Source organism: Blautia sp. 1033sp1_1033st1_G9_1033SCRN_220408 (assembly GCF_040929965.1).
Taxonomy (GTDB): domain Bacteria; phylum Bacillota; class Clostridia; order Lachnospirales; family Lachnospiraceae; genus Blautia_A; species Blautia_A ammoniilytica.
Window position 1 is genome coordinate 1 of sequence record NZ_JBFKZO010000003.1, and the last position, 20,465, is coordinate 20,465.

Consider the following 20,465-nt stretch of genomic DNA (forward strand, 5'->3'; position numbering starts at 1 on the left):
AACGCCGGGCTTTTCGAAGCTCGGCGTTTTGTGTTGGATATATAAAATGAGCTGCCGCACGTTAGTGCGACAGCCCCTTTTTCTGTTAAGCTTCAGTGTCTTTCTCAGGTTCTTCTTTAATAGAATCACCTAAGACTTTTTCTGTCTGGCGGCAGTATTTGGAATCGCCAAAAGCAAGGATCATGACAAATACTGTGTTCAGTAAAAGCAGTCCTACAGTAAAAGCAGGACCATGTCCGAAACATACAGATAAGTGATGTAACAGACGGATGCTCCATACAAGGATTGCAATGTTTAAAGCAAGGATGACCAGTGTTACGAAAAGATTACTTCCAAGAGCAGTAAATACTGCTGAACCAATCATCAATCCAAAGTAAATCCAGAACTGTTTTGTTTCCCATACCATGTCATACAAAACATAGACATTGTACACCGGAATCAGACATTTCCATCCTTCCCTGCCGGCTTTTGTATATACTTTCCAGTTTGCAATAATAGAAATAACTGCGATAACAATTGTAACTACACAGAAGATTCCAAGATAAGCGCCCAGAAAAGCACCAATAGCCATTCCCTTTGATTCGTACATTTTACTTTTCCTCCTTTCCCTGCTTAAAAAGCAGATATTCAGATTTAATATGTCATTTCAAAACACATCCTAGCAAATTTCTTATAAAAACATTCATATAAGGAAAAAGATGACATATTAAAAATAAAAAAGGAGCAATTGTATGATCCAAACAAACGCACAGCGAAAATGCTCTTTCTGTGGAAAATCCAATCCGGTCATGGGAGGTTCTGCAAATGGGGTAACTATATGCAAGAAATGCGTATCATCCATGTATGAATGGATGTTTGAAGATGAAGATAAAAACAGCAGCCTTGATAAAGTTCAGAAGGAATCTTTTATTCCTTTAAAACCATCAAAGATAAAAGCTTGCCTTGACGAATACGTTATCAGTCAGGATGAAGCGAAAATTGTACTTTCCGTCGCCGTTTATAACCATTATAAAAGGGTTTTGACTGACGATAAAGATATTAAGATTCAGAAATCCAATATTCTTATGATTGGTCCTACCGGTAGTGGAAAAACCTATTTAGTCCAGACTCTTGCAAAAATCCTGGATGTGCCATTTGTGATTGCTGATGCAACTTCTTTGACTCAGGCCGGATACGCAGGTGAAGATGTTGAAGATATTATCACAAGACTTCTTTCAAATGCGAATGGAAATGTTGAAAGAGCAGAAAAAGGAATCGTTTATATAGATGAAATTGATAAGCTCTCTATGGCTTCTTCCAATTTTTCTTTTGAAAAAGATGTTTCTGGAGCAGGAGTGCAACAGGCTCTTTTAAAACTACTGGAAGGATCCGAAATAGAAGTTCCTGTTAAAAACATAAGGTCTGGTAAAACATCTCCTTTTTCTAATGTAAACCAGACTGTGACTATCAATACGACGAATATCCTTTTTATCTGTGGAGGAGCTTTTGAAGGACTGGAAAAATCTTTGCAGGATGCAGGTTCAAAACCAATCGGATTCGGTAAAACCGAAGAAAAAAAAGAAATTAAGCAGATTGAAAACCAAGATTTAGTCAAGTATGGATTAATGCCTGAATTTGTTGGAAGATTTCCAGTAATAACCATTCTAAATTCCATTGATAAGGAATCTCTGCTCCGTATTTTAACAGAACCTAAAAATGCCATTGTAAAACAATATCAGAAGCTTTTGCTAATGGATGGGGTACAGCTGGATTTTGATAAATCAGCATTGGAATATATCGCAGAAAAAGCCATACAAAAAGGCAGCGGTGCCAGAGGCCTTCGTTCAATCATAGAAAACTGTATGACCAGGATCATGTACGAAGTCCCTGATATGGATGATATTGAGGAAATACAGGTTATTGACACCACTATAGAAACAGGAATCCCTGTAATGGTGCATTCTCAGCATCTACAGAAGATCAGAGCCGGAAGATAAGTTTATATTTGCTATTTTTCCTCACATTCTGTATAATTATGATTTGTGCAAAGGAGAAAAAGCTATGATATTAATTACAGTTGTGGATGACCGAATGGGGCTTTGTTTTAACCATCGAAGATTAAGTCAGGATAAACTCCTGTCAAAAAAAATACTGGATATGACAGAAAATAAAACGCTCTGGATGAGTGCCTATTCTTCAAGGATGTTTGGACTTGAACATACCCAGATCAATGTAGATGATAATTGCCTGCATGAAGCTGCAGAAAGAGAATACTGCTTCATTGAAACAGAAGATCCTGTTATTGCAGAAAAATGGATTGAAAAAATTATTTTATTTCGTTGGAACCGGAAATATCCTTCAGATATCCGCTTTACTATAGACCTTAGTAAATGGAAGCTTTCGTCAACAAAAGAGTTTACTGGAAACTCTCATGATAAAATAACGATGGAGGTGTACGATGCCGATTAAAAAAGTTCTACTTCCTGTTTTTACTGCCATAACGATTCTTCTATCCGGATGTAATTTGGTGCAGGCAGATCCCGTTAAGCTTGCAGATATCCCAGAATATAATGGTGAAGCATATACGGAGATAAATGATAATGTTCCAGATTTTCCTGACGATGATTTTACCTCAACATCTTTTGAAACTTACAGTGATCTTGACTCATTAGGAAGATGCGGGGGCGCTTATGCAAATATAGGGCAAGACCTGATGCCTACAGAAAAAAGAGGCTCCATTGGTCAGGTGAAGCCTTCAGGCTGGCATACAGTGAAATATGATAATGTAGATGGGAAATATTTGTATAACCGTTGTCATTTGATCGGATATCAGCTTACAGCCGAAAATGCAAACGAAAAAAACTTGATCACCGGAACCAGATATCTTAATACGGAGGGTATGTTACCGTTCGAAAATATGGTTGCTGATTATATTAAAGAAACCGGAAATCATGTATTATATCGGGTAACACCCATTTTTGATGGAAATAACCTGGTAGCTTCCGGGGTTCAGATGGAAGCAGAATCAGTAGAAGATAAGGGAGAAGGTATTCTTTACAATGTCTTTTGTTATAATGTTCAGCCTGGAATTTCTATTGATTATGCGACCGGAGAAAGCTCTGACAACGGTACTCAAAAGTCAAGTTCAGAAAATTCAAAAGTTGAATATATTTTAAATACAAATTCCAAAAAATTTCATAAACCATCTTGTTCCAGTGTCTTTTCTATAAAATCTGAAAATAAAGAAATATATACTGGATCACGGGATGACCTTATCACACAAGGTTATGATCCCTGTAAAAAATGTAATTCATGAAAGAAGCCCCGTCATCTGACGGTGCTTCTCTTATTTCTTCTTTTCCGTTCTTCATCCTCCATGATCATCTGCTCATACAGAATGTCCTGCTGCCTCTGCATATCATTTCTCATATGATACTGATCTGTCTGCATCTGAAGAAGTGTATTCTGCTGCATTAACTGGTTCTGTTGCTGCAACATCCAATCCATGTTGTTTGCCATAAAAACACCTCCCTTTTGCTTTAATATGTATTTTTAAACTGTGCTTAATGAAAATTTCTCTATTACAGATGAACTCACCCACCGCCTGTGCTAACCGCTTAGAGGCAGAGAACTTTTCCTTATTCTGGGTTAAAAATGACATATTAAAAGAAAAAAAGGAGGTCTCTCATCATGAGAAGTACAGTCAAAAAACTTATGGTGATATTTACCGTTTTCTGTATGCTACTTGCATCTTTGCCAGTTCAGGCAGCATCTCCAGTAATCAGTAAAAAAGCTATCACTCTGACAGTTGGTAAATCAACAACTTTAAAAGTAAAAAATGCCAAGGGTAAGATCAAATGGAAATCTTCTAACTCAAAGATTGCCTCTGTCAGTAAAAGAGGAAAAGTAATTGGTAAAAAGACAGGAAAAGCTAAAATCACAGCAACTGTGAATAAAAGAAACTACAATTGCACCGTTATAGTAAAAGCCGCCAGAAAAGTAACCAAAGTAACAAATGTAAAATTGAATAAAAAGAATATCACTTTAAAAGCAGGAAAAGTTTATACATTAAAAGCTTCTGTATCTCCATCAAAAGCTTCTAATAAAACGTTAGTATGGAAGAGCAGTAACAACAGTATAGCTTCTGTAAACAGTAAAGGTGTTGTCTCAGCGAAGGAAGCTGGAACAGTAACAATTACAGCAACAGCTAAAGATGGTAGCAAAAAGAAAGCGTCTTGCAAAGTAACTGTAAAAAAGGCTTCTAAACCTGCCTCTGATAAGCGTGTTTCAAAAATCATCGTTAGCTCTAAAAAAAGTGTTAATATAAATGGAACACTTCAGTTAAATGTTTCCGTACAGCCATCCGAACTATCCAAAACTTTTACCTGGAAATCAGATAATACAAAAATCGCAACCGTATCCAGTACTGGGCTTGTAAAAGGTGTTTCTGCCGGAACAGTTAAAATCACTGTTACCACTAACGATAAATGGAAAGATTCCATTTCTGTATATATCACGGTAAATAAACCTCAGAATACTCCAACTCCGAAACCAGTCCATAAAACTATCACCGGCATAGAAGCTGTGTGCGGTATTACGGAAGCATCCTCTATTGATGATATCAAAAATCGTCTGACTGTTTACGTAAAATATTCGGACGGAACAAAAGATGAAGTAAAAAGCTATTCAGTAAAAGCAGAGTCAACTTCTGATGGTTATAAATGTACAGTCACAATAACTGGAACAAGCTTCTCAACCGTAATCAATGTAAAAAAGAAAGAATCTCCATCCTCAGTTACATTGGAGAGTATCGAAGCCTCCTGCAAACATTCAGAAGTAGAAAGCGGGTATACTTTTAAAACATCAGACTTTGATGTAAAAGGTGTTTATTCTGACGGTTCTAAAAAGAATATTGGATTTAAAGTAGATATTTCTTATTCCAACGGGGCGTATAAAGCTATCATTACTGCAGAAAATCACTCTGTAACATTAACTATCCTTGTAAAGAAGTCCAGCACACCCGAAGTAACAGGTATGACTTACTCTTTAAATCCTTCCTATGTATATGTGGATCAAAATCTGGCAAGCGGTCAGCTTAAAGTGACAGCTAAATATTCAGACGGTTCTCAAAAAGAAGTTACTGATTACGCTTGCGATTTCAAACCACAGTCCTCCGCAGGAGCTTATACTTTCAATGTGACATGGGGAACCTTTAAGAAGGCAATTTCTATTACTATTAAAGAAAAAACAGTCCCAACACCTGCCCTGACCGGATTAGATGCCCAATATAACAACAGTTATGTATATGCTGAAGAACCTTTTGATGCTTCTAAGATCATTTTAACCGGAACTTATAGTGATGGAAGCACAAAACAGATTACTGACTATACTTATGATTTTACACCAGCTACAGAACATCTTGGAAAAGCAACCCTGGTCATTCATTATGCCGGACAGAATATGACTATTCGCATTACTTCGATTGTAAAAACAGAACCTAAGTCAGTAAAGTTCAAATTTATGAATGTTCCTATCGGGGTTGGAGAGAATATCGATAAGAATAATATTACGCTCACGGCAACTGATTATGCTGGTACAGTAACAAATCCAACTGATTTTACAATTGATTTTTCCCCTAAAGCAGAAGCAGGAACTTATCCTTTTACCGTATCTTATAAAGGATTTTCTGAAACATTCAATGTAACCGTTAAATAAGTATCAAAGGTGCATCTTACGATGCACCTTTTTTCTTATAAAAATCAGCCAGCTTATAAAAAATATGACATATTAAATATGAAATTCCTGTATGGGATCCATACAGTTATATATACACATTATTATAAGGAGGAACCTATATGTTCAAATCAATCAAGTCCGCATTCCGAATAAAAGACCTGCGGCGAAAGCTTTTATTTACCCTACTTATGATCATCCTAGTAAGGGTAGGATCACAGATTCCGGTCCCAGGAATTAATACCTCTTATTTCAAACAGTGGTTTTCAAAAAATAACGATGGGGCGTTTAATATCTTTTCTGCATTTACCGGCGGCTCATTTGAGAATTTCTCAATTTTTGCTCTTGGTATTACCCCTTACATTACGGCATCTATCATCATCCAGCTTCTTTCAGTTTGTATTCCGGCCCTGGAACAGTTCCAGAGAGACGGAGAGTATGGAAGAAAAAAAATGGAATGGGTAAACCGTTGGACCGCTATTGGATTATCTGTAGTAGAAAGTGTATGCATGGCATACGGTTTTGGAAAATCTGGACTTATTCCGAATATGTCTATTTTTAGAGGGATTATCATTACCGTATTCCTTACCGGCGGCTGCGGATTAATGATATTCATGGGTGAAATGATCAAGAAACATGGTATTGGCAATGGAATATCTATTATCCTTGCGGTCAACATCCTGTCACGTATCCCTGGAAGCCTGTCTGTATTATTTGAAACTTTCGTATTCAATAAAACGATTGCAAAAGGATCCCTGTCTGCCCTTATCATTATCGCTATTATCGTAGCAACCATTGTGTTAGTCGTTATCCTGAATGATGGACACAGAGATGTCCCTGTCCAGTACTCTCAGAAAATGAATGGACGTCGTCTTACAGGTACGCAGGCATCAAAAATTCCGATCAAAGTCAATGTGGCAAATGTTATGCCTGTTATCTTTGCATCTTCTTTATTATCCCTTCCTCAGATGGTTGCTTCTATTACAGGAAAGGGATACGGTAGCGGAGTCAGCCGTATTATCCTTGAAGAAGTTAACCAGAATAACTGGTTTAATCCATCAACGCCTTGGTATTCTCTAGGATTGGTTATTTATATCGCTATGCTTTACTTTTTTGCATTTTTCTATACATCCATTTCCTTTAACCCTCTGGAAGTTGCTTCAAATCTGAAAAAAAGTGGTGGATGTATTCCTGGATTAAGACCTGGAAAACCTACTGAAGACTATCTTGCAAAGGTTCTCAGCCATATGGTGGTTATCGGGGCTACAGCTCTTATGATCATCGTGTTCATTCCAACGTTCTTTAACGGAATGTTTCATGCAAGTGTATCTTTTGGTGGAACTTCTATCATCATTATTGTCGGTGTCATGCTTGAAACTTTGGAGCTGATTGAAGCCCATATGCAGGTAAGAAAACACCAAGGTTTCCTTACAAAGGACAGGAGGGAATTTTAAAATGAGCAAAGTACGAGAATATTTTAAAGGTGTTAAATCTGACTGGAATAAGATTATCTGGTCTGATAAGAAAACCCTTATAAAAGAAACAGCTGTTGTAATTGGTTTTTGTGCCGTTCTTATCGTATTAATTGTTGGTGTAGATACCGCAACCCAGTATGCAGTGAATTTTGTTACAGGATTAATTGCAAAGTCATGAACCCCGAGCGACTTCGTCGGTCTGGTATATGTGAACTAGCCCTCCGTAAACTGGCGCTTATATCCCGCAGACGACTGCTTCGGCTGGGGTTTTTACGCGCTATTTCGATTATATATATATCCTATTGCTTATTTGATAGTGGGATATTAAGAAAGGAAATTTATTATGTTTTATTTAAACGAAGGAGAGAGCAAGGTATTCCGTGTTCTTATTAAAAGAGTGGAAGAAAAAATAGGTGCTAAAAATACCTATGTCAATGTCGCTTTTACAGACGGGGATGCCGAAATGACTGCGAATTCCTGGTGTACCGCAGCTGATTTTCCTTATGCAGGAAAAGTTGTCGATCTTACACTAACCATGAAAAATGGCTACATCAATATAAAGAATGCAGTCCCTGTTCCTGATGGGAATCCTTCTCAGTTTTTGATACATGCTCCGATTGACCCAGATGCCTGTATGAAAATGTTATACCATTACATAGCTGAGATCAATGACCGCGATTTAAAAACTGTAACAGAATATCTGATACGTGAAAATGAACAGAACTTTAGTAAATGGTCTGCGGCAAAGTCCGTGCATCATAACTATCTTAACGGTCTTCTGTATCATATCTGCAGAATCACAGCTAACGTAAAAACACTTTCTCATGTGTACTCTCTGAACAAAGATCTTCTGATGGCAGCAGCTATCTTGCATGATATCGGAAAGCTCCGTGAACTTAAAATGGATACTCTTGGAAACGCAGAGTATACAACAGAAGGTAACCTTTACGGGCATTTATACCTTGGGGCAATGATGGTTACAGAAGCCTGTAATTCCTGCATGATCAATACGAATTCTTCCAGTATCCAGCTCCTTATCCATATGATCCTTTCACACCATGGAAAAATGGAATACGGGGCAGTAAAAATACCGGAAACAAGGGAAGCATATATTCTTCATATACTGGATGATATGGACAGCAAGCTTTGGATATATGAAGATGTTATGCGTAATACAGAACCAGGGACTTTCTCTCAGCCAAACAGATGGCTGGATGGTGCTGTGGTTTACAATACAGATTCTGCCTTGAATTAATGTGATTCCCCCGGATATTAGACCGGGGGATTTTTTACTTTTCTTATAAAAACCAGCCAGCTTCTTCAATAAATGACATATTAAAAATAAAACAGGAGGAATTTACTATGGCAGCAAATATTATTCAGACGAATCAGATTGCTAAGATTCAGACAAATAAAAAGCTGATAGCTTTTTATGATAAACTTCAGCCTGCACCACTCACGCATTATGCACAGCTTCATGCAAAGGGAGAACAGAATGAATCAGATTTTAAGGTCAATTCCCTTATCGGTGTTTCAATTCAGGACTATTCTAACGGCACTGGTCAAAACAATACAATTGTATCTTTTAATCTTACGCCTGAACAAATCCAGTTCCTTTTGACTCGTATTGAAGTCGGATATCAGGATTTTGAATGGAATTTGGACAAAATCTTCGGAAGTCCGGATCGAAACGGCTACTCCATTGCACAGAAGTTTTTAATTAACCGGCATCCTATGAAGCCGGATGGAACAGTTTCTAATAATCCCTGGTTTATTTCCATTTCCAATGGGCATGGTATCCGCGTACAGAATAAAATGGGAGGATATTACATGAAAGGCGGTTCATATGCCCAGGATAAAGCGGCTTTTATTAATCTGAACGATATGGATCTGTATATGCTTCTCAAACGTACAGATTCCTTTATCCGTAACTGGGAAATGGTTACCGCAAACCGCATTATCCTGCAGGGACAGGCTTCTTACGCTAATTATCTGACCAGTTTAAGGCAGGCTTCGCAAAATCCATCACATCCGTCTGTACAACGTGAAATCGGTGACAACTATGGAGATAACGGATACCAGTCAACTTCTGCACAATCCTATCAGAGGGGAAATACTTATCCTGCTGATAGAGGTAACGGTAATTATAGAGATAACGGTTATCAGACGTCTTCTACACAGTCCTATCAGAGAAGCAGCACTTATTCTGATAATGGAAACGGATATTATGGCAGGTGATTCTTACAGGTCTGTTCTTAGATATCCTGGAAGCAAGTGGAGAATAGCAAAGAAGTTGTGTAGTCTGATTCCAGATCATCATTCGTATCTGGAGCCTTATTTTGGGAGCGGGGCGGTATTTTTTACAAAACCGCCCTCTGATATTGAAACAATCAATGATCTTGATACAGATGTCGTGAACCTTTTTCGATGCATTAAAGATGATCCTGATAAAATTGCAGCCATGGTTTATGCTTCTCCTTATTCCAAAGCTCTATATGAACAGCAATTTTCCGCAAACACAGATGATCCATATGAAAAAGCCCTGTCTTTTCTCATTAAATGTTGGATGGGACACGGTTTCCGCACTTCTGGATATAAAAGTGGCTGGAAAAATGATGTACACGGAAGAGAACGGGCCTATGCCTTATTAAATTGGAACAGACTGCCGGAATGGGTCTTACAGACAGCAGAACGTCTGAAACAAGCCCAGATAGAATGCAGCCCAGCTTTGGAATTAATACAGAGATTTAATTATGCTGATGTGTTCATGTATGTAGATCCGCCTTATGTTTTAAATACAAGGTATACAAAACAGTATAAACACGAGATGACAGATGACGATCATAAAAATCTTTTAGATGTTTTATTATCTTCAAAAGCCAAAATTATGCTCAGTGGTTATAGCAGCCCTTTATATGAAAATTTACTTTCTGACTGGGAAAAAACTGAGATATCTAATTATACGGAATCCGGTAAAAAAGCCGTTGAAGTAGTATGGATGAATTATCCGAAAGATACCTACTTCCAACAAACATTATTCTGAAAAGGAGATTAACTATTATGACAAAAAAAGATCTTGCGTTTATAAAAAGAATTATCGGAAAACCAGAGAGTACTTCCGTTGTTAAGACTGTATCCTGTTATGTAGATATCAATAGAGATGATATCCGTTTCCAGGAACCACAGACTTTTATGACTCTTGATGAGTCAGAACTTGATCAGTACTGTGCTTTTTTTAAAAAGGGCGTTTCCGGAAAACTTGGTTCCAGTGCCATTGAAGTCAAAGTTGAAGAAAATCTCTTAGAACCTTTAAGGGACACTGAGCTTAAGAACATGGAAAGAATTGAAAATGTCGCAATGAATATCAGGGATCATTACCTGGCTGACGAAAATTACAGCATCTTTTTCGCTTATGGAGCTTTCGACCTGCCTGGAAGCAATGGTGGAGACAGTGAAGAGGTTTACACTTTTGTTCTTGCGCTTATTCAGCCATGTGGCCTCAGTAAGCCTGGTATTAAGTATGATTCTCCTCAGAATGAATTTAAAAACAGGCTTACAGAGCCAATGTTGGGAGCCCCAACTTATACTTTCTTATATCCGGCTCTCGATAATCTTCATACTGATATAGAACACGCAGTATTTTATTCTAAAAATGAAAAAGCTGCAAGTAGAGCTGCAGACCTTATCCCTGTTCTTTTTGGTGCAAATTTTCCGTTAAGTCCGAAAGAACAAAGGGAAGGATTTCAGGAACTTTTGGATTCGGCGTATAAAGACAATGTTCCTTTTGATTCTGTTAATAGTATATTTGAACATTTTCAGGAGACACTAATTGATATGCAGATGACTGGCGAAGATGTTAGTATTTCAGGAAAAGAACTTGCGGATGCTATTATTGAATACGGAGATGTTCCAGAAGAAAGGCAAGAAGAATTAAAACAGGCAGCAGAGGCTTATGAAGGACAAAATTTTTCTGTAAATAATATCATTTCCGACAGCATAAACATAAATGCACGTGATATACTAATTAAAACAAAACTCGAAAGTCTTGCATCAATTGAACGTCGGAATATAAATGGAAAAGATTACTTTCTTATTCCGGCAAATAATGCTACTATTAATGATATCGTGTTAGCTAATTCATCAACTGAAAAATAAGGAAACCCCACCTCTAAGCAAAACGTAGGTAGAGGGTCAACTACCCACGGTCATATCCTTATGGACTGGCCGGAATATTACAGGCACCCCGGGATCTCCTGGCTATGGAAACCGAATATCACAATGACCGTAGAAAGAACCGTCGGACAGCCGGAACCATAAAATGTTTCGGAAACCAAAGTTTGACAACTGGGCGAAGAACCCGGTGGATGGGCATAAAAAATGGTTTGGTCCAAGCATCCAGCACAAGCTGGAAATTCAGGCCAGGCTGTTCCGTGAGTTTTGCAGCGTGGTCCCGGTTACCAGTGCTGTCTTTGAAATGGGGAAAGATAAGCCGGAACCACCAAAAAGACAGTGAGAACTTCCGTAAATACCGTAGGCATAAGCTTTCCAAAGGATGTTTTTCCATCCGCAAGGCGTGAACGTGGAATTTACCAGTCCTGCATCTAACGGCAGGAAATTCGCATCGCTGAAAAGTGCAACATCCTTACAAGGAACTATAACACTGGCTGGGTATCTTACCGGCCTGCATTAAAACGAAAGGAGGACGCATTCCGCCCTGGACATTATAAAAAAGGAGTGTTTATGATATCAGTGAATTTAGATAATCTTATTTCAGAACAAATTAAAGATGTTCTTTTTCTGAAAGAACATGGAACAAAGACGGATTTAGAACCCCTCATATTTCCATATTTAATAGCAAACAATGAAAAACTTTGTGTTGAAACTGAACAGTTTCCAGATATACCTATTATAACCTGGAATGGTTTTAAGATGACTTACATTTTAAACTGGAACATCCGTTTTACTACAATTACCACGTGGGATCCTCTGACGATTTATAAAATGGGAGAACTTGGGATTGAAGCTGCAGAAGTGTTTCCGATTGCATATCGTAATCTAAAAAAAATGAAAATAGTGTTTAATGAAAGAAAAGTTTCCAACATAACCTATTATGCATTTCAATTCGATAAGCACTTTGTAAATCCATCTTTCTGCAATAGCATGTTATTGATGAATGATATATGGAAGAGAGCAGCGGCTAAATTTCACTTTACAGATTGTTGCATTTTTCCTATTTATCGGGACTATATCTTTATAGCTGATAAAAATGAAATTGTAAAAAAAGGGTATAGCGTTCAGGCTTTCAGAGATATACTAAAAATAAAAGAGGATTATTATACAATCCCTTTTACAGACAGGATATTTGAATATAAATCGATAAATATGAAAAATCCAGCTACTTACTCCCATAACTTTAATTACGAGCAGCTTCACCAGAAAAACATATCAGTAATACCTTATCTGAACGAACTAATCTGACTGTGAACATTCCCCCTGCCTACGCTTGAGCTTAGAGGCAGGGGCTTCAGCCTCACGGCTTTCATTTCCTGCCTTACCGGGTGACATTTTCAGGGATGGCTGCGACCATCCGCGCCGTAGATGTACAGGCTACCCCCGGTGTCCCGACCGGTTGGGGTTACTGGTATCTTCAGGCTGCCTTTTGGCGGCCTGTTCTTTTTGCTTTATCCTGACCACGGAGAATACCCTCGCCTCTAAGCATTAGCGTAGGCGGGGGGATGAATTCGCTCTAGGTTCTCTTATTCGAGGGAGTTTTAGTTTTTGTTCCCAGATGCCAATTCTGACGGATACTTTCACTTTCTGATATCACAATCAATAAATTCTTCTGGGATTTCATAGATTTGAGAATACATTTTTAATTGTGCAATAGTAGGTTTTACTTTACCGGTTTCATGATTAACAATAGTTGTATTGGAAGTATGCATGAGTTCTGCAACTTCTTTTTGTTTTAGCCCTTTATTAATGCGGCATGCCGCCAGTTTCCATTTCATATAAAAATAAGTGTATGGTGCTCTATCTCTTTTTTTTGATATCTGGAGCAAAATACACAGCCTCCTTTCACTTGTATTTATATATTTAATATGTAAGAAAAAAAAATTTTTGTCAAAAATCCTTCTTCTCCAAAAATCCAAATAAAAAAGACCAGAAATCTGGTCTTTTTCATTCACTCTTGCTCTAATTGTAAGTATCTTATAATGTCTTTTACCTCATCATACATACTCCCCATAGATTTAATTTTTACGATATGATCTGCAAGAACCTTATTTTTTTCTTCAAATTCAAAAGAAATTATGCGGTCTGCAATCTGCTCTCTTTTAAGAGCTGGTTTTTGTATGATAGACATAACGCAGTCCCATTTATTACGGTCTGCATAAATAATCTCACACTGTCCAGGATAGACATTATAAACGCTCAGGCAACCAGATATATCCATCACAATTACCGGATATTTTCCCTTTTTTAAAGCTCTATCAATATCGTTTTTCCTGATTCCAAATCTTTCATGATTATACCAGGTTGTTTCGATAAATTCTCCAGCTTTATGTATACGGTCAAATTCATCCTGTGAAACTCGGTTTGCCCCCGCCTTTTTGGGTCTGGCTGTTGTACAGGTACTTATTCTTTCAAAAACACCGGCATTCATGCAGAGATAATCTGCAAGATCCTGTTTTCTGCTGCCAGATGGACCAACGATACAAAGTATCTTCGGGATTCTGGATACGGCTACTTTATCGCCATTCATAAAGTCTACCAAAGTCAAAAAATCTTCATAATTGTCTACGCAACAGATTCCAGATGCACTCTGGTTCCATGGTTGGCGGAACAATACTGGTAAATTACAATTTGATTCCAAAAGATTATCTATTTTATCATCCAGCATGATATCTCCCTGCAAAAGATCTTTCCTTTTTCCCATAATAATATGATCCACTGGAAATTCAGGAAACAATTCCTGTATTTTTGCAATCCGTTCTCCCATATGTTCCGGAGCCACTGCAGTAGCAATAAACACATCTGCTTTTTCCATCAGGGAAATAAGAAACTTCCTTGCTCCATTTAAAGCCGGCTGAGTATTATAAAAGAAATCTGTATTAAAATAATCCATCCTTTGATCGATCTCTTTTCCAAGAATTCCCCAGTCAGTAATTTCAGAAAGATCATACTTGTTCCCAGTGGCTGCAGATAGAAGATGCAATGCATATTCATTACAGGACATCAATACATCATCCGCATCGCAGACCACTTTTAGTTTCCTATAAGTATTTTTATAAACCATCGTATTTCCTCCTTTATTCTAAACTTATTTTTCATAACTAATATGTAATTTTAAAAAATTTCATATAAAAATGGCGCACATTTCTTAAATTCTTACATATTAAGTCTGTAAATATGGTTAAGAAAGAAGGTGTTCATTATTTCTCCCTGTAAAGTACGTTCAAATTACTATGATAATTTTCGATTCGAATTTAATGGACGAGTATTCAATAGCATAAAAAAATGTTGTACCTATTATGAAATCAGCTACAAAAACGTGATTCAAAGAAAATCTGATACTGGATGCTCAACTGAAGAATCCATACGATATTATATAGACTTAAAACGTAATAAAGCCTTTATTTTCAGAAATCGAAAATGGGATAATATTCATAATTGCTGCGTTTTTTACGGTCTAAATGAAGCTTCTGTAAAAAACACTGCTTGGAGTGATCATATTTCCATACAGGAGGCATTGGAGCGAAATATAACCTGGAAAAAAAATCATCAAATTATCTACCATGGGGAAAAATTTGCTTCTAAAACAGAATGCTGCAATAAATATGGAATTGTTCCCTGTACAATGCGAGCTTACTTAAAGAAACATCCAGAAGTTTCATTTACAAAAGCAATGTCTTTTCTCATTAGGGATAAGGAAAAAAGAAATATATTAAAAGGCAGACCTCAAGAAGTTGTTTTTCGTGATAAAATTTATGCTTCTATAAAAATATGTTGCGAAGAATACGGTTTGAGTCCTGAAGTTGTGACGCTTTATATGCGGAAGGAAAAAAATAAAAATGTAACACTTTCAAAAACAATTACTTTTCTTCTACAGCTCAAAAAAAGAAGCATCATTTTTCAAGGTAATTCTTTTTCCACCTTAGAAGAGTGTTGTAACCAATACAGCCTAGACATCAATAAGGTATTGTCCTATGTCATAAAAGACGAAATAACTTTGAATAAGGCTGTAAAACTCACAATATTAATGGATACCGCAATTGTAATTGATGGAAAAAGATATGCTTCAGTATCCGAATGCTGTAATGAATACGGAATTAACAGAAGCAGTGTAGGCAGCAGATGTACCCGGCTGCATTGTTCTGTTGAAGATTCCATTTATTATTACATAAAAAAGAAGCAAAAAGAAAAGAAGTTGGAGCCTATTGAATATAATGGGGTAGAATATCCAAGTATGACAGCATGCTGTCATGCTTATGGAATTTCTCCATCAACAGTTACTACTTACATGAATAAGCATGGCTGTAAGATGAACGACGCATTAAAAAATTGTATAACAAATAAACAAAATCGAAAAAATTCTTTCTTTGTTTTTGACGGCAGGCAATATAAATCACTGGTAGAATGCTGCAAAAAACTGGGGATAAATAAATCTAGTGTAGTTTCCAGAAAACACCGATTGAACTGTTCCTATGATGAAGCTATTAATCACTTTTTACACCAAAAAAGCGGAGAGGTATGATTATGATTAAAAAAGAAAAACAAACAAATGTTGAAGAATCAAAAATCCTGATTTCTGTAAAAGAAGCTTGTGAATACACTGGACTCTCTGAAAAAACAATGAGATCTTTGATGCGTAATAATGGCTTTATGATCCGAATCGGACGAAGAACACTTATTCATAAAGACCGATTTGAAAAATGGCTTATTAAACAAACAGACAGATTGTAGTAAACCACAGAATATTTTATCGTAATCCAGGTGAATACCCCTCTAAGTGTTAACATAGGCGTTTGGTGAGTTCACTTGGCTATAATCAATATGGCAGCAAAAGTCAGAATCTTCATGATTCTGACTTTTGGTTATTTATGCGTTATAAGGGCTATACAAATACTTCTGCCATAGAAATGGTAGTTCAACAAAAAATCAGTTCAGCAGATATTGGATTGTAAAATCATGTCTTGAAACTCCTTTTGGGGCATGTTATTATACTGTCGAGCTGTGTTTTAGGAGAAAAACATGGGAAAAGGAATAAACGGAAAGGAATTAGGAAAAGGAATACGCCAGCGTAAAGATGGCAGATATGAAACTCGAATATACAATCAAGGCACAAGAAAATACGTATCTTTGTATGCAACAAACCTTCAAAAGCTAAAAAAAACACGGAGTGCATATTTGGAAGGCAAAAGTTATGGAATCGCAGGTTATGATCTCAGTATAACTGTATCCCAGTGGTACAACAAATGGATGGAACTTTACGTTATCCATAGTAAGAAAAATACTACTATTAACAATTACGTCAATGGATATGAAAGGATAAGGGAGTATATTGGATACTTCAAGATGATTGAGGTAAAACCTGATAATATTCTCAGTGTAATCAAAAGTTTACGGAATGAAGGCTATAAACGTGCCACTATCGTTCATTCACTTACAATATTGAAACTGATGTTCCAAAAAGCTTTTGATAGTAAAATGATACCATCAAATCCAGTCCAGGATATAAAATTACCTGCCAGGGATTATGCACCGGCATCAAATGATGTTGAAAAAGATCTGCAGTGCATAAGTGTAACTCAATCAGAAACTTTTTTTAAGGCATGTAAAGATACAAGATATTATGAACTATTTTATCTATTAATACATACAGGAATGCGCATCGGGGAGGCCTGTGCTCTTACATGGACAGATATTGATTTTGATAATAAATTAATTCATATCAATAAAACTCTGAACCAGGTTTCCATATATTATGACAATGATGGAAATCCTCTTCCGGAACATAAATTTGTTATACAGATAACGACCCCGAAACAAACCAAAAGCTGCAGAAATGTTCCTTTGTCAGAACAAGTTTCAGAAGCACTTCTCATGTGGAAAGCAAAACAAACGGCTGATAAAAAGCAATGTAAGCACTGGGGAGACGAAAACAGTTTACTAACGATGTATCCAGATCTGGTATTTACCACCTGCAACGGCAAAGCATATACGCCTAACGATGCAAGTAAAGAATGTAGAAGAATCATGGATAAAATAAATGCAAATGAAAAAAAACTTGCTGAACTGGAAAAGAGAATGCCTGTGCTGTTAAATATTCATCCTCACATGTTCCGGCACACATTTATTACACGCTGCATACAGTCAGGAATTCCCGCAGAAACTACTGCCAAAATAGTAGGCCATGCAGATATAAAGATGACGCATTATTATACCCATATTGAGGATGAATTTATGAAAAAGGAATATGCAAAGTTCTCAGAAAACTATACAGAAGAAAGAGGAAATTAAATTGCCAACAGAAAAACCAACCCAGAATACCAGTTCGAACACAGATATGGGTAATATATGGGTCAAATCGGCCTCAGCGAAGCCTGAAACCCGCATAAACACAGGGGTTTTGGCCGATATTCCCAAGTTATCACCGATGATGAGGGAATACTGTAAAACTAAGGAAGAGTACAAGGACTGTGTCCTTTTTTACAGATTGGGCGACTTTTATGAAATGTTCTTTGATGATGCCATCATGGTTTCAAAGGAACTGGAACTAACCCTCACCGGAAAGGACTGCGGACTGGAAGAACGGGCACCTATGTGCGGGATTCCCTTTCATGCAGCAGAAACCTACATAAACCGTCTGATCGAGCGTGGACATAAAGTGGCCATCTGTGAACAGGTGGAAGATCCAAAGCTTGCCAAAGGACTGGTAAAGCGTGCAGTAATACGGATCGTTACACCTGGCACTACACTGGACGCACAGGCCTTGGATGAAACAAAGAATAATTATCTTATGTCTATTGTTTCTATTGAAGACCATTTTGGTTGTGCCATTGCAGATGTTACTACCGGCGACTGTTTCCTCACGGAAGTAGATAAGCCTCAGAAGCTGTTGGATGAAATCAATAAATTTGTACCTGCTGAGATCATCTGTAACGATGCATTTTATATGAGCGGAATAGATACAGATGACCTGAAGAATCGACTGGGAATCTGTATTTTTTCTCTGGATTCATGGTATTTTGACGATGAATCCTGTAAACGCGTATTAAAGGATCATTTTCACGTGAATACGCTGGATGGCCTTGGGATTGCAGATTATGAAAGCGGCGTCATTGCCGCTGGTTCGCTTTTTCTTTATCTGAAAGAGACACAGAAGACAGCTTTATCCCAAATGACCAGTATTCATCCCTACACTGCTGAGAAATATATGCTGATCGACAGTTCCAGCCGCCGCAATCTGGAGCTTGTGGAAACCCTGCGTGAAAAGCAGAAGCGGGGATCCCTTTTATGGGTACTGGACAAAACCCGGACAGCTATGGGGGCAAGGACGCTTCGCTCTTATGTGGAGCAGCCGCTGATCGATGTAGATGAGATCAACAACCGGCTTATGGCAGTGGAAGAGCTGAAAGAAAAGCCTATGCTGCGTGATGAGATCCGTGAATACCTGAATCCAATTTATGATCTGGAACGACTGATCAGCCGGATCAGTTATAAATCAGCAAATCCCAGAGATTTGGTAGCCTTTGCATCCTCTTTGGAGATGATCCCCTATATCAGGCAGATCCTGAAGGATTTTGATGCTCCTATCATAAAGAGGATTTACGAAGATATGGATGATCTGGAAGATGTAACAGGCCTGATCAAAAGTGCCATTATCGAAGATCCACCACTTGCCCAGAAGGAAGGCGGCATCATCCGGGAAGGATATAATCCGGATGTAGATAAATTCCGCACAGCCCGTACGGATGGCAAGAAATGGCTGGGAGAACTGGAAGCAAGAGAGCGGGAGCGTACCGGGATCAAATCCTTAAAGATCAAATATAACCGAGTATTCGGATATTCTCTGGAAGTAACCAATACCTTTAAAGATCTTGTGCCTGAGAATTACATCCGCAAACAGACCCTGGTAAATGCCGAGCGCTACATTACACAGGAATTAAAAGACCTGGAAGATGTGATCCTTGGTGCAGAGGACAAGCTTTATGCTTTGGAATACCAGCTGTTTTCTGATGTAAGGGATAAAGTTGGAAATGAAGTGGTACGTATCCAGCGTACTGCCAAGGCTGTAGCCGCCCTGGATGTTTTTGCATCTCTTGCACTTGTAGCAGAACGGAATAATTATGTGCGCCCCAAGGTAAGCGAAAATGGGATCATTGACATTAAAAACGGACGCCATCCAGTGGTGGAACGTGTGATTGAAAATGACATGTTTATTGCCAATGATACTTTCCTGGACAATCATAAAAAGAGGATCTCCATTATTACCGGCCCTAATATGGCGGGTAAATCCACTTATATGAGACAGACTGCACTGATCGTGCTGATGGCACAGATTGGCTGCTTTGTTCCAGCTCAGAAAGCCTCCATCGGGATTGTTGACCGGATATTTACCAGAGTGGGGGCTTCTGATGACCTGGCCAGCGGTCAAAGTACCTTTATGGTAGAGATGACAGAGGTTGCCAATATCCTGCGGAATGCAACCTCCAAAAGTCTGCTGATCCTGGATGAGATTGGAAGAGGAACCAGCACCTTTGATGGGCTGGCAATTGCCTGGGCTGTGATCGAGCATATCAGCAATACAAAACTGTGCGGTGCAAAAACGCTGTTTGCCACTCATTACCATGAGCTTACCGAACTGGAAGGCAAGATCTCAGGTGTGAATAACTACTGTATTGCAGTCAAAGAAAAGGGGGACGATATTGTATTCCTCCGAAAGATCGTAAAAGGGGGAGCTGATAAAAGTTATGGTATCCAGGTAGCCAAGCTTGCCGGCGTACCGGAGCCTGTGATCCAGCGTGCCAAAGAACTGGTAGAAGAACTAAGCGATGCAGATATTACAGCCGCAGTAAAGGATCTTACAGCCCCAAAGAAAAAACAGAAAGTTGTTTATGATCAGGTAGATATGGCACAAATGTCTTTATTTGATACAGTACAGGATAATGATATCATTGAGGAATTAAAATCCATAGACATCGGAAATCTGACTCCTATGGAAGCGTTGAATACACTTTACAATCTTCAGAACAAGATCAAGAACAGATGGTGATAAAT

General features: G+C 38.0%; 20 protein-coding genes. 16 read left to right on the forward strand and 4 right to left on the reverse strand.

Annotated features, from left to right (window positions below; genetic code table 11):
* Nucleotides 1-85: 85 nt before the first annotated feature.
* Nucleotides 86-589 (reverse strand): DUF5684 domain-containing protein, encoded by a 504-nt coding sequence (locus tag AB5916_RS03080; RefSeq protein WP_368189201.1) that lies wholly within the window; start codon nt 587-589, stop codon nt 86-88.
* A gap of 142 nt (nt 590-731) precedes the next feature.
* Here AB5916_RS03080 and clpX point away from each other — a divergent pair, with 142 nt between their 5' ends.
* From clpX to AB5916_RS03095, 3 genes are all read left to right on the forward strand, one after another.
* The gene (gene clpX, locus AB5916_RS03085) at nt 732-1,976 is read left to right on the forward strand and encodes an ATP-dependent Clp protease ATP-binding subunit ClpX (protein ID WP_368189202.1); all 1,245 of its coding nucleotides are present in this window, start codon (nt 732-734) and stop codon (nt 1,974-1,976) included.
* A 160-nt stretch (nt 1,977-2,136) separates the two neighbouring features.
* Nucleotides 2,137-2,448: a ribonuclease Z gene (locus AB5916_RS03090; protein ID WP_368189203.1), complete on the forward strand. Its 312-nt coding sequence runs from the start codon at nt 2,137-2,139 to the stop codon at nt 2,446-2,448.
* On the forward strand, nt 2,438-3,295 hold the full coding sequence (locus tag AB5916_RS03095) for a DNA/RNA non-specific endonuclease (protein ID WP_368189204.1): 858 nt from the start codon (nt 2,438-2,440) through the stop codon (nt 3,293-3,295). The genes AB5916_RS03090 and AB5916_RS03095 overlap by 11 nt, the downstream gene beginning before the upstream one ends.
* A gap of 11 nt (nt 3,296-3,306) precedes the next feature.
* Here the strand turns inward: AB5916_RS03095 and AB5916_RS03100 are convergent, their stop codons facing one another.
* Nucleotides 3,307-3,498: a hypothetical protein gene (locus AB5916_RS03100; protein ID WP_368189205.1), complete on the reverse strand. Its 192-nt coding sequence runs from the start codon at nt 3,496-3,498 to the stop codon at nt 3,307-3,309.
* Between the two features lie 171 nt (nt 3,499-3,669).
* On the opposite strand from AB5916_RS03100, the gene AB5916_RS03105 reads away from it, so the two are divergent.
* The 9 genes from AB5916_RS03105 to AB5916_RS03145 all read left to right on the forward strand — a co-directional run bounded on the left by AB5916_RS03105 (nt 3,670) and on the right by AB5916_RS03145 (nt 12,665).
* Complete coding sequence (locus tag AB5916_RS03105) at nt 3,670-5,694, forward strand: Ig-like domain-containing protein (protein ID WP_368189206.1); 2,025 nt, start codon at nt 3,670-3,672, stop codon at nt 5,692-5,694.
* Between the two features lie 140 nt (nt 5,695-5,834).
* On the forward strand, nt 5,835-7,166 hold the full coding sequence (secY, locus tag AB5916_RS03110; protein ID WP_368189207.1) for a preprotein translocase subunit SecY: 1,332 nt from the start codon (nt 5,835-5,837) through the stop codon (nt 7,164-7,166).
* A gap of 1 nt (nt 7,167) precedes the next feature.
* Complete coding sequence (gene secE, locus AB5916_RS03115) at nt 7,168-7,365, forward strand: preprotein translocase subunit SecE (protein WP_368189209.1); 198 nt, start codon at nt 7,168-7,170, stop codon at nt 7,363-7,365.
* A gap of 165 nt (nt 7,366-7,530) precedes the next feature.
* A complete protein-coding gene (locus tag AB5916_RS03120) occupies nt 7,531-8,442 on the forward strand; it encodes an HD domain-containing protein (protein ID WP_368189210.1) in 912 nt (303 codons plus the stop codon).
* A 107-nt stretch (nt 8,443-8,549) separates the two neighbouring features.
* Nucleotides 8,550-9,425: a hypothetical protein gene (locus AB5916_RS03125; RefSeq protein ID WP_368189212.1), complete on the forward strand. Its 876-nt coding sequence runs from the start codon at nt 8,550-8,552 to the stop codon at nt 9,423-9,425.
* The gene (locus AB5916_RS03130) at nt 9,415-10,230 is read left to right on the forward strand and encodes a DNA adenine methylase (RefSeq protein ID WP_368189213.1); all 816 of its coding nucleotides are present in this window, start codon (nt 9,415-9,417) and stop codon (nt 10,228-10,230) included. Before AB5916_RS03125 ends, AB5916_RS03130 begins: the two co-directional genes overlap by 11 nt.
* A 17-nt stretch (nt 10,231-10,247) precedes the next feature.
* Complete coding sequence (locus AB5916_RS03135; protein ID WP_368189214.1) at nt 10,248-11,342, forward strand: DUF4317 family protein; 1,095 nt, start codon at nt 10,248-10,250, stop codon at nt 11,340-11,342.
* A 163-nt stretch (nt 11,343-11,505) separates the two neighbouring features.
* Nucleotides 11,506-11,700 carry an RRXRR domain-containing protein gene (locus AB5916_RS03140; protein WP_368189215.1) on the forward strand — a complete coding sequence of 65 codons (195 nt, stop codon included), beginning with the start codon at nt 11,506-11,508 and terminating at the stop codon, nt 11,698-11,700.
* Nucleotides 11,701-11,927: 227 nt separating this feature from the next.
* A complete protein-coding gene (locus AB5916_RS03145) occupies nt 11,928-12,665 on the forward strand; it encodes a hypothetical protein (protein ID WP_368189216.1) in 738 nt (245 codons plus the stop codon).
* A gap of 332 nt (nt 12,666-12,997) precedes the next feature.
* Here the strand turns inward: AB5916_RS03145 and AB5916_RS03150 are convergent, their stop codons facing one another.
* Nucleotides 12,998-13,372 (reverse strand): helix-turn-helix transcriptional regulator, encoded by a 375-nt coding sequence (locus AB5916_RS03150; RefSeq protein ID WP_368189217.1) that lies wholly within the window; start codon nt 13,370-13,372, stop codon nt 12,998-13,000.
* Entirely contained in the window at nt 13,369-14,481 is a 1,113-nt protein-coding gene (locus tag AB5916_RS03155) for a hypothetical protein (protein WP_368189218.1), read from the reverse strand. The genes AB5916_RS03150 and AB5916_RS03155 overlap by 4 nt, the downstream gene beginning before the upstream one ends.
* A gap of 255 nt (nt 14,482-14,736) precedes the next feature.
* Between AB5916_RS03155 and AB5916_RS03160 the strand changes: the two genes are divergently transcribed.
* The 4 genes from AB5916_RS03160 (at nt 14,737) to mutS (ending at nt 20,460) form a co-directional block, all read left to right on the forward strand.
* Nucleotides 14,737-15,939 carry a hypothetical protein gene (locus AB5916_RS03160; RefSeq protein ID WP_368189219.1) on the forward strand — a complete coding sequence of 401 codons (1,203 nt, stop codon included), beginning with the start codon at nt 14,737-14,739 and terminating at the stop codon, nt 15,937-15,939.
* A gap of 2 nt (nt 15,940-15,941) precedes the next feature.
* The gene (locus tag AB5916_RS03165) at nt 15,942-16,148 is read left to right on the forward strand and encodes a helix-turn-helix domain-containing protein (protein ID WP_368189220.1); all 207 of its coding nucleotides are present in this window, start codon (nt 15,942-15,944) and stop codon (nt 16,146-16,148) included.
* A gap of 288 nt (nt 16,149-16,436) precedes the next feature.
* Nucleotides 16,437-17,705 (forward strand): tyrosine-type recombinase/integrase, encoded by a 1,269-nt coding sequence (locus tag AB5916_RS03170; protein WP_368189221.1) that lies wholly within the window; start codon nt 16,437-16,439, stop codon nt 17,703-17,705.
* A 136-nt stretch (nt 17,706-17,841) separates the two neighbouring features.
* Nucleotides 17,842-20,460 carry a DNA mismatch repair protein MutS gene (gene mutS, locus AB5916_RS03175; RefSeq protein ID WP_368189375.1) on the forward strand — a complete coding sequence of 873 codons (2,619 nt, stop codon included), beginning with the start codon at nt 17,842-17,844 and terminating at the stop codon, nt 20,458-20,460.
* Nucleotides 20,461-20,465: the final 5 nt, after the last annotated feature.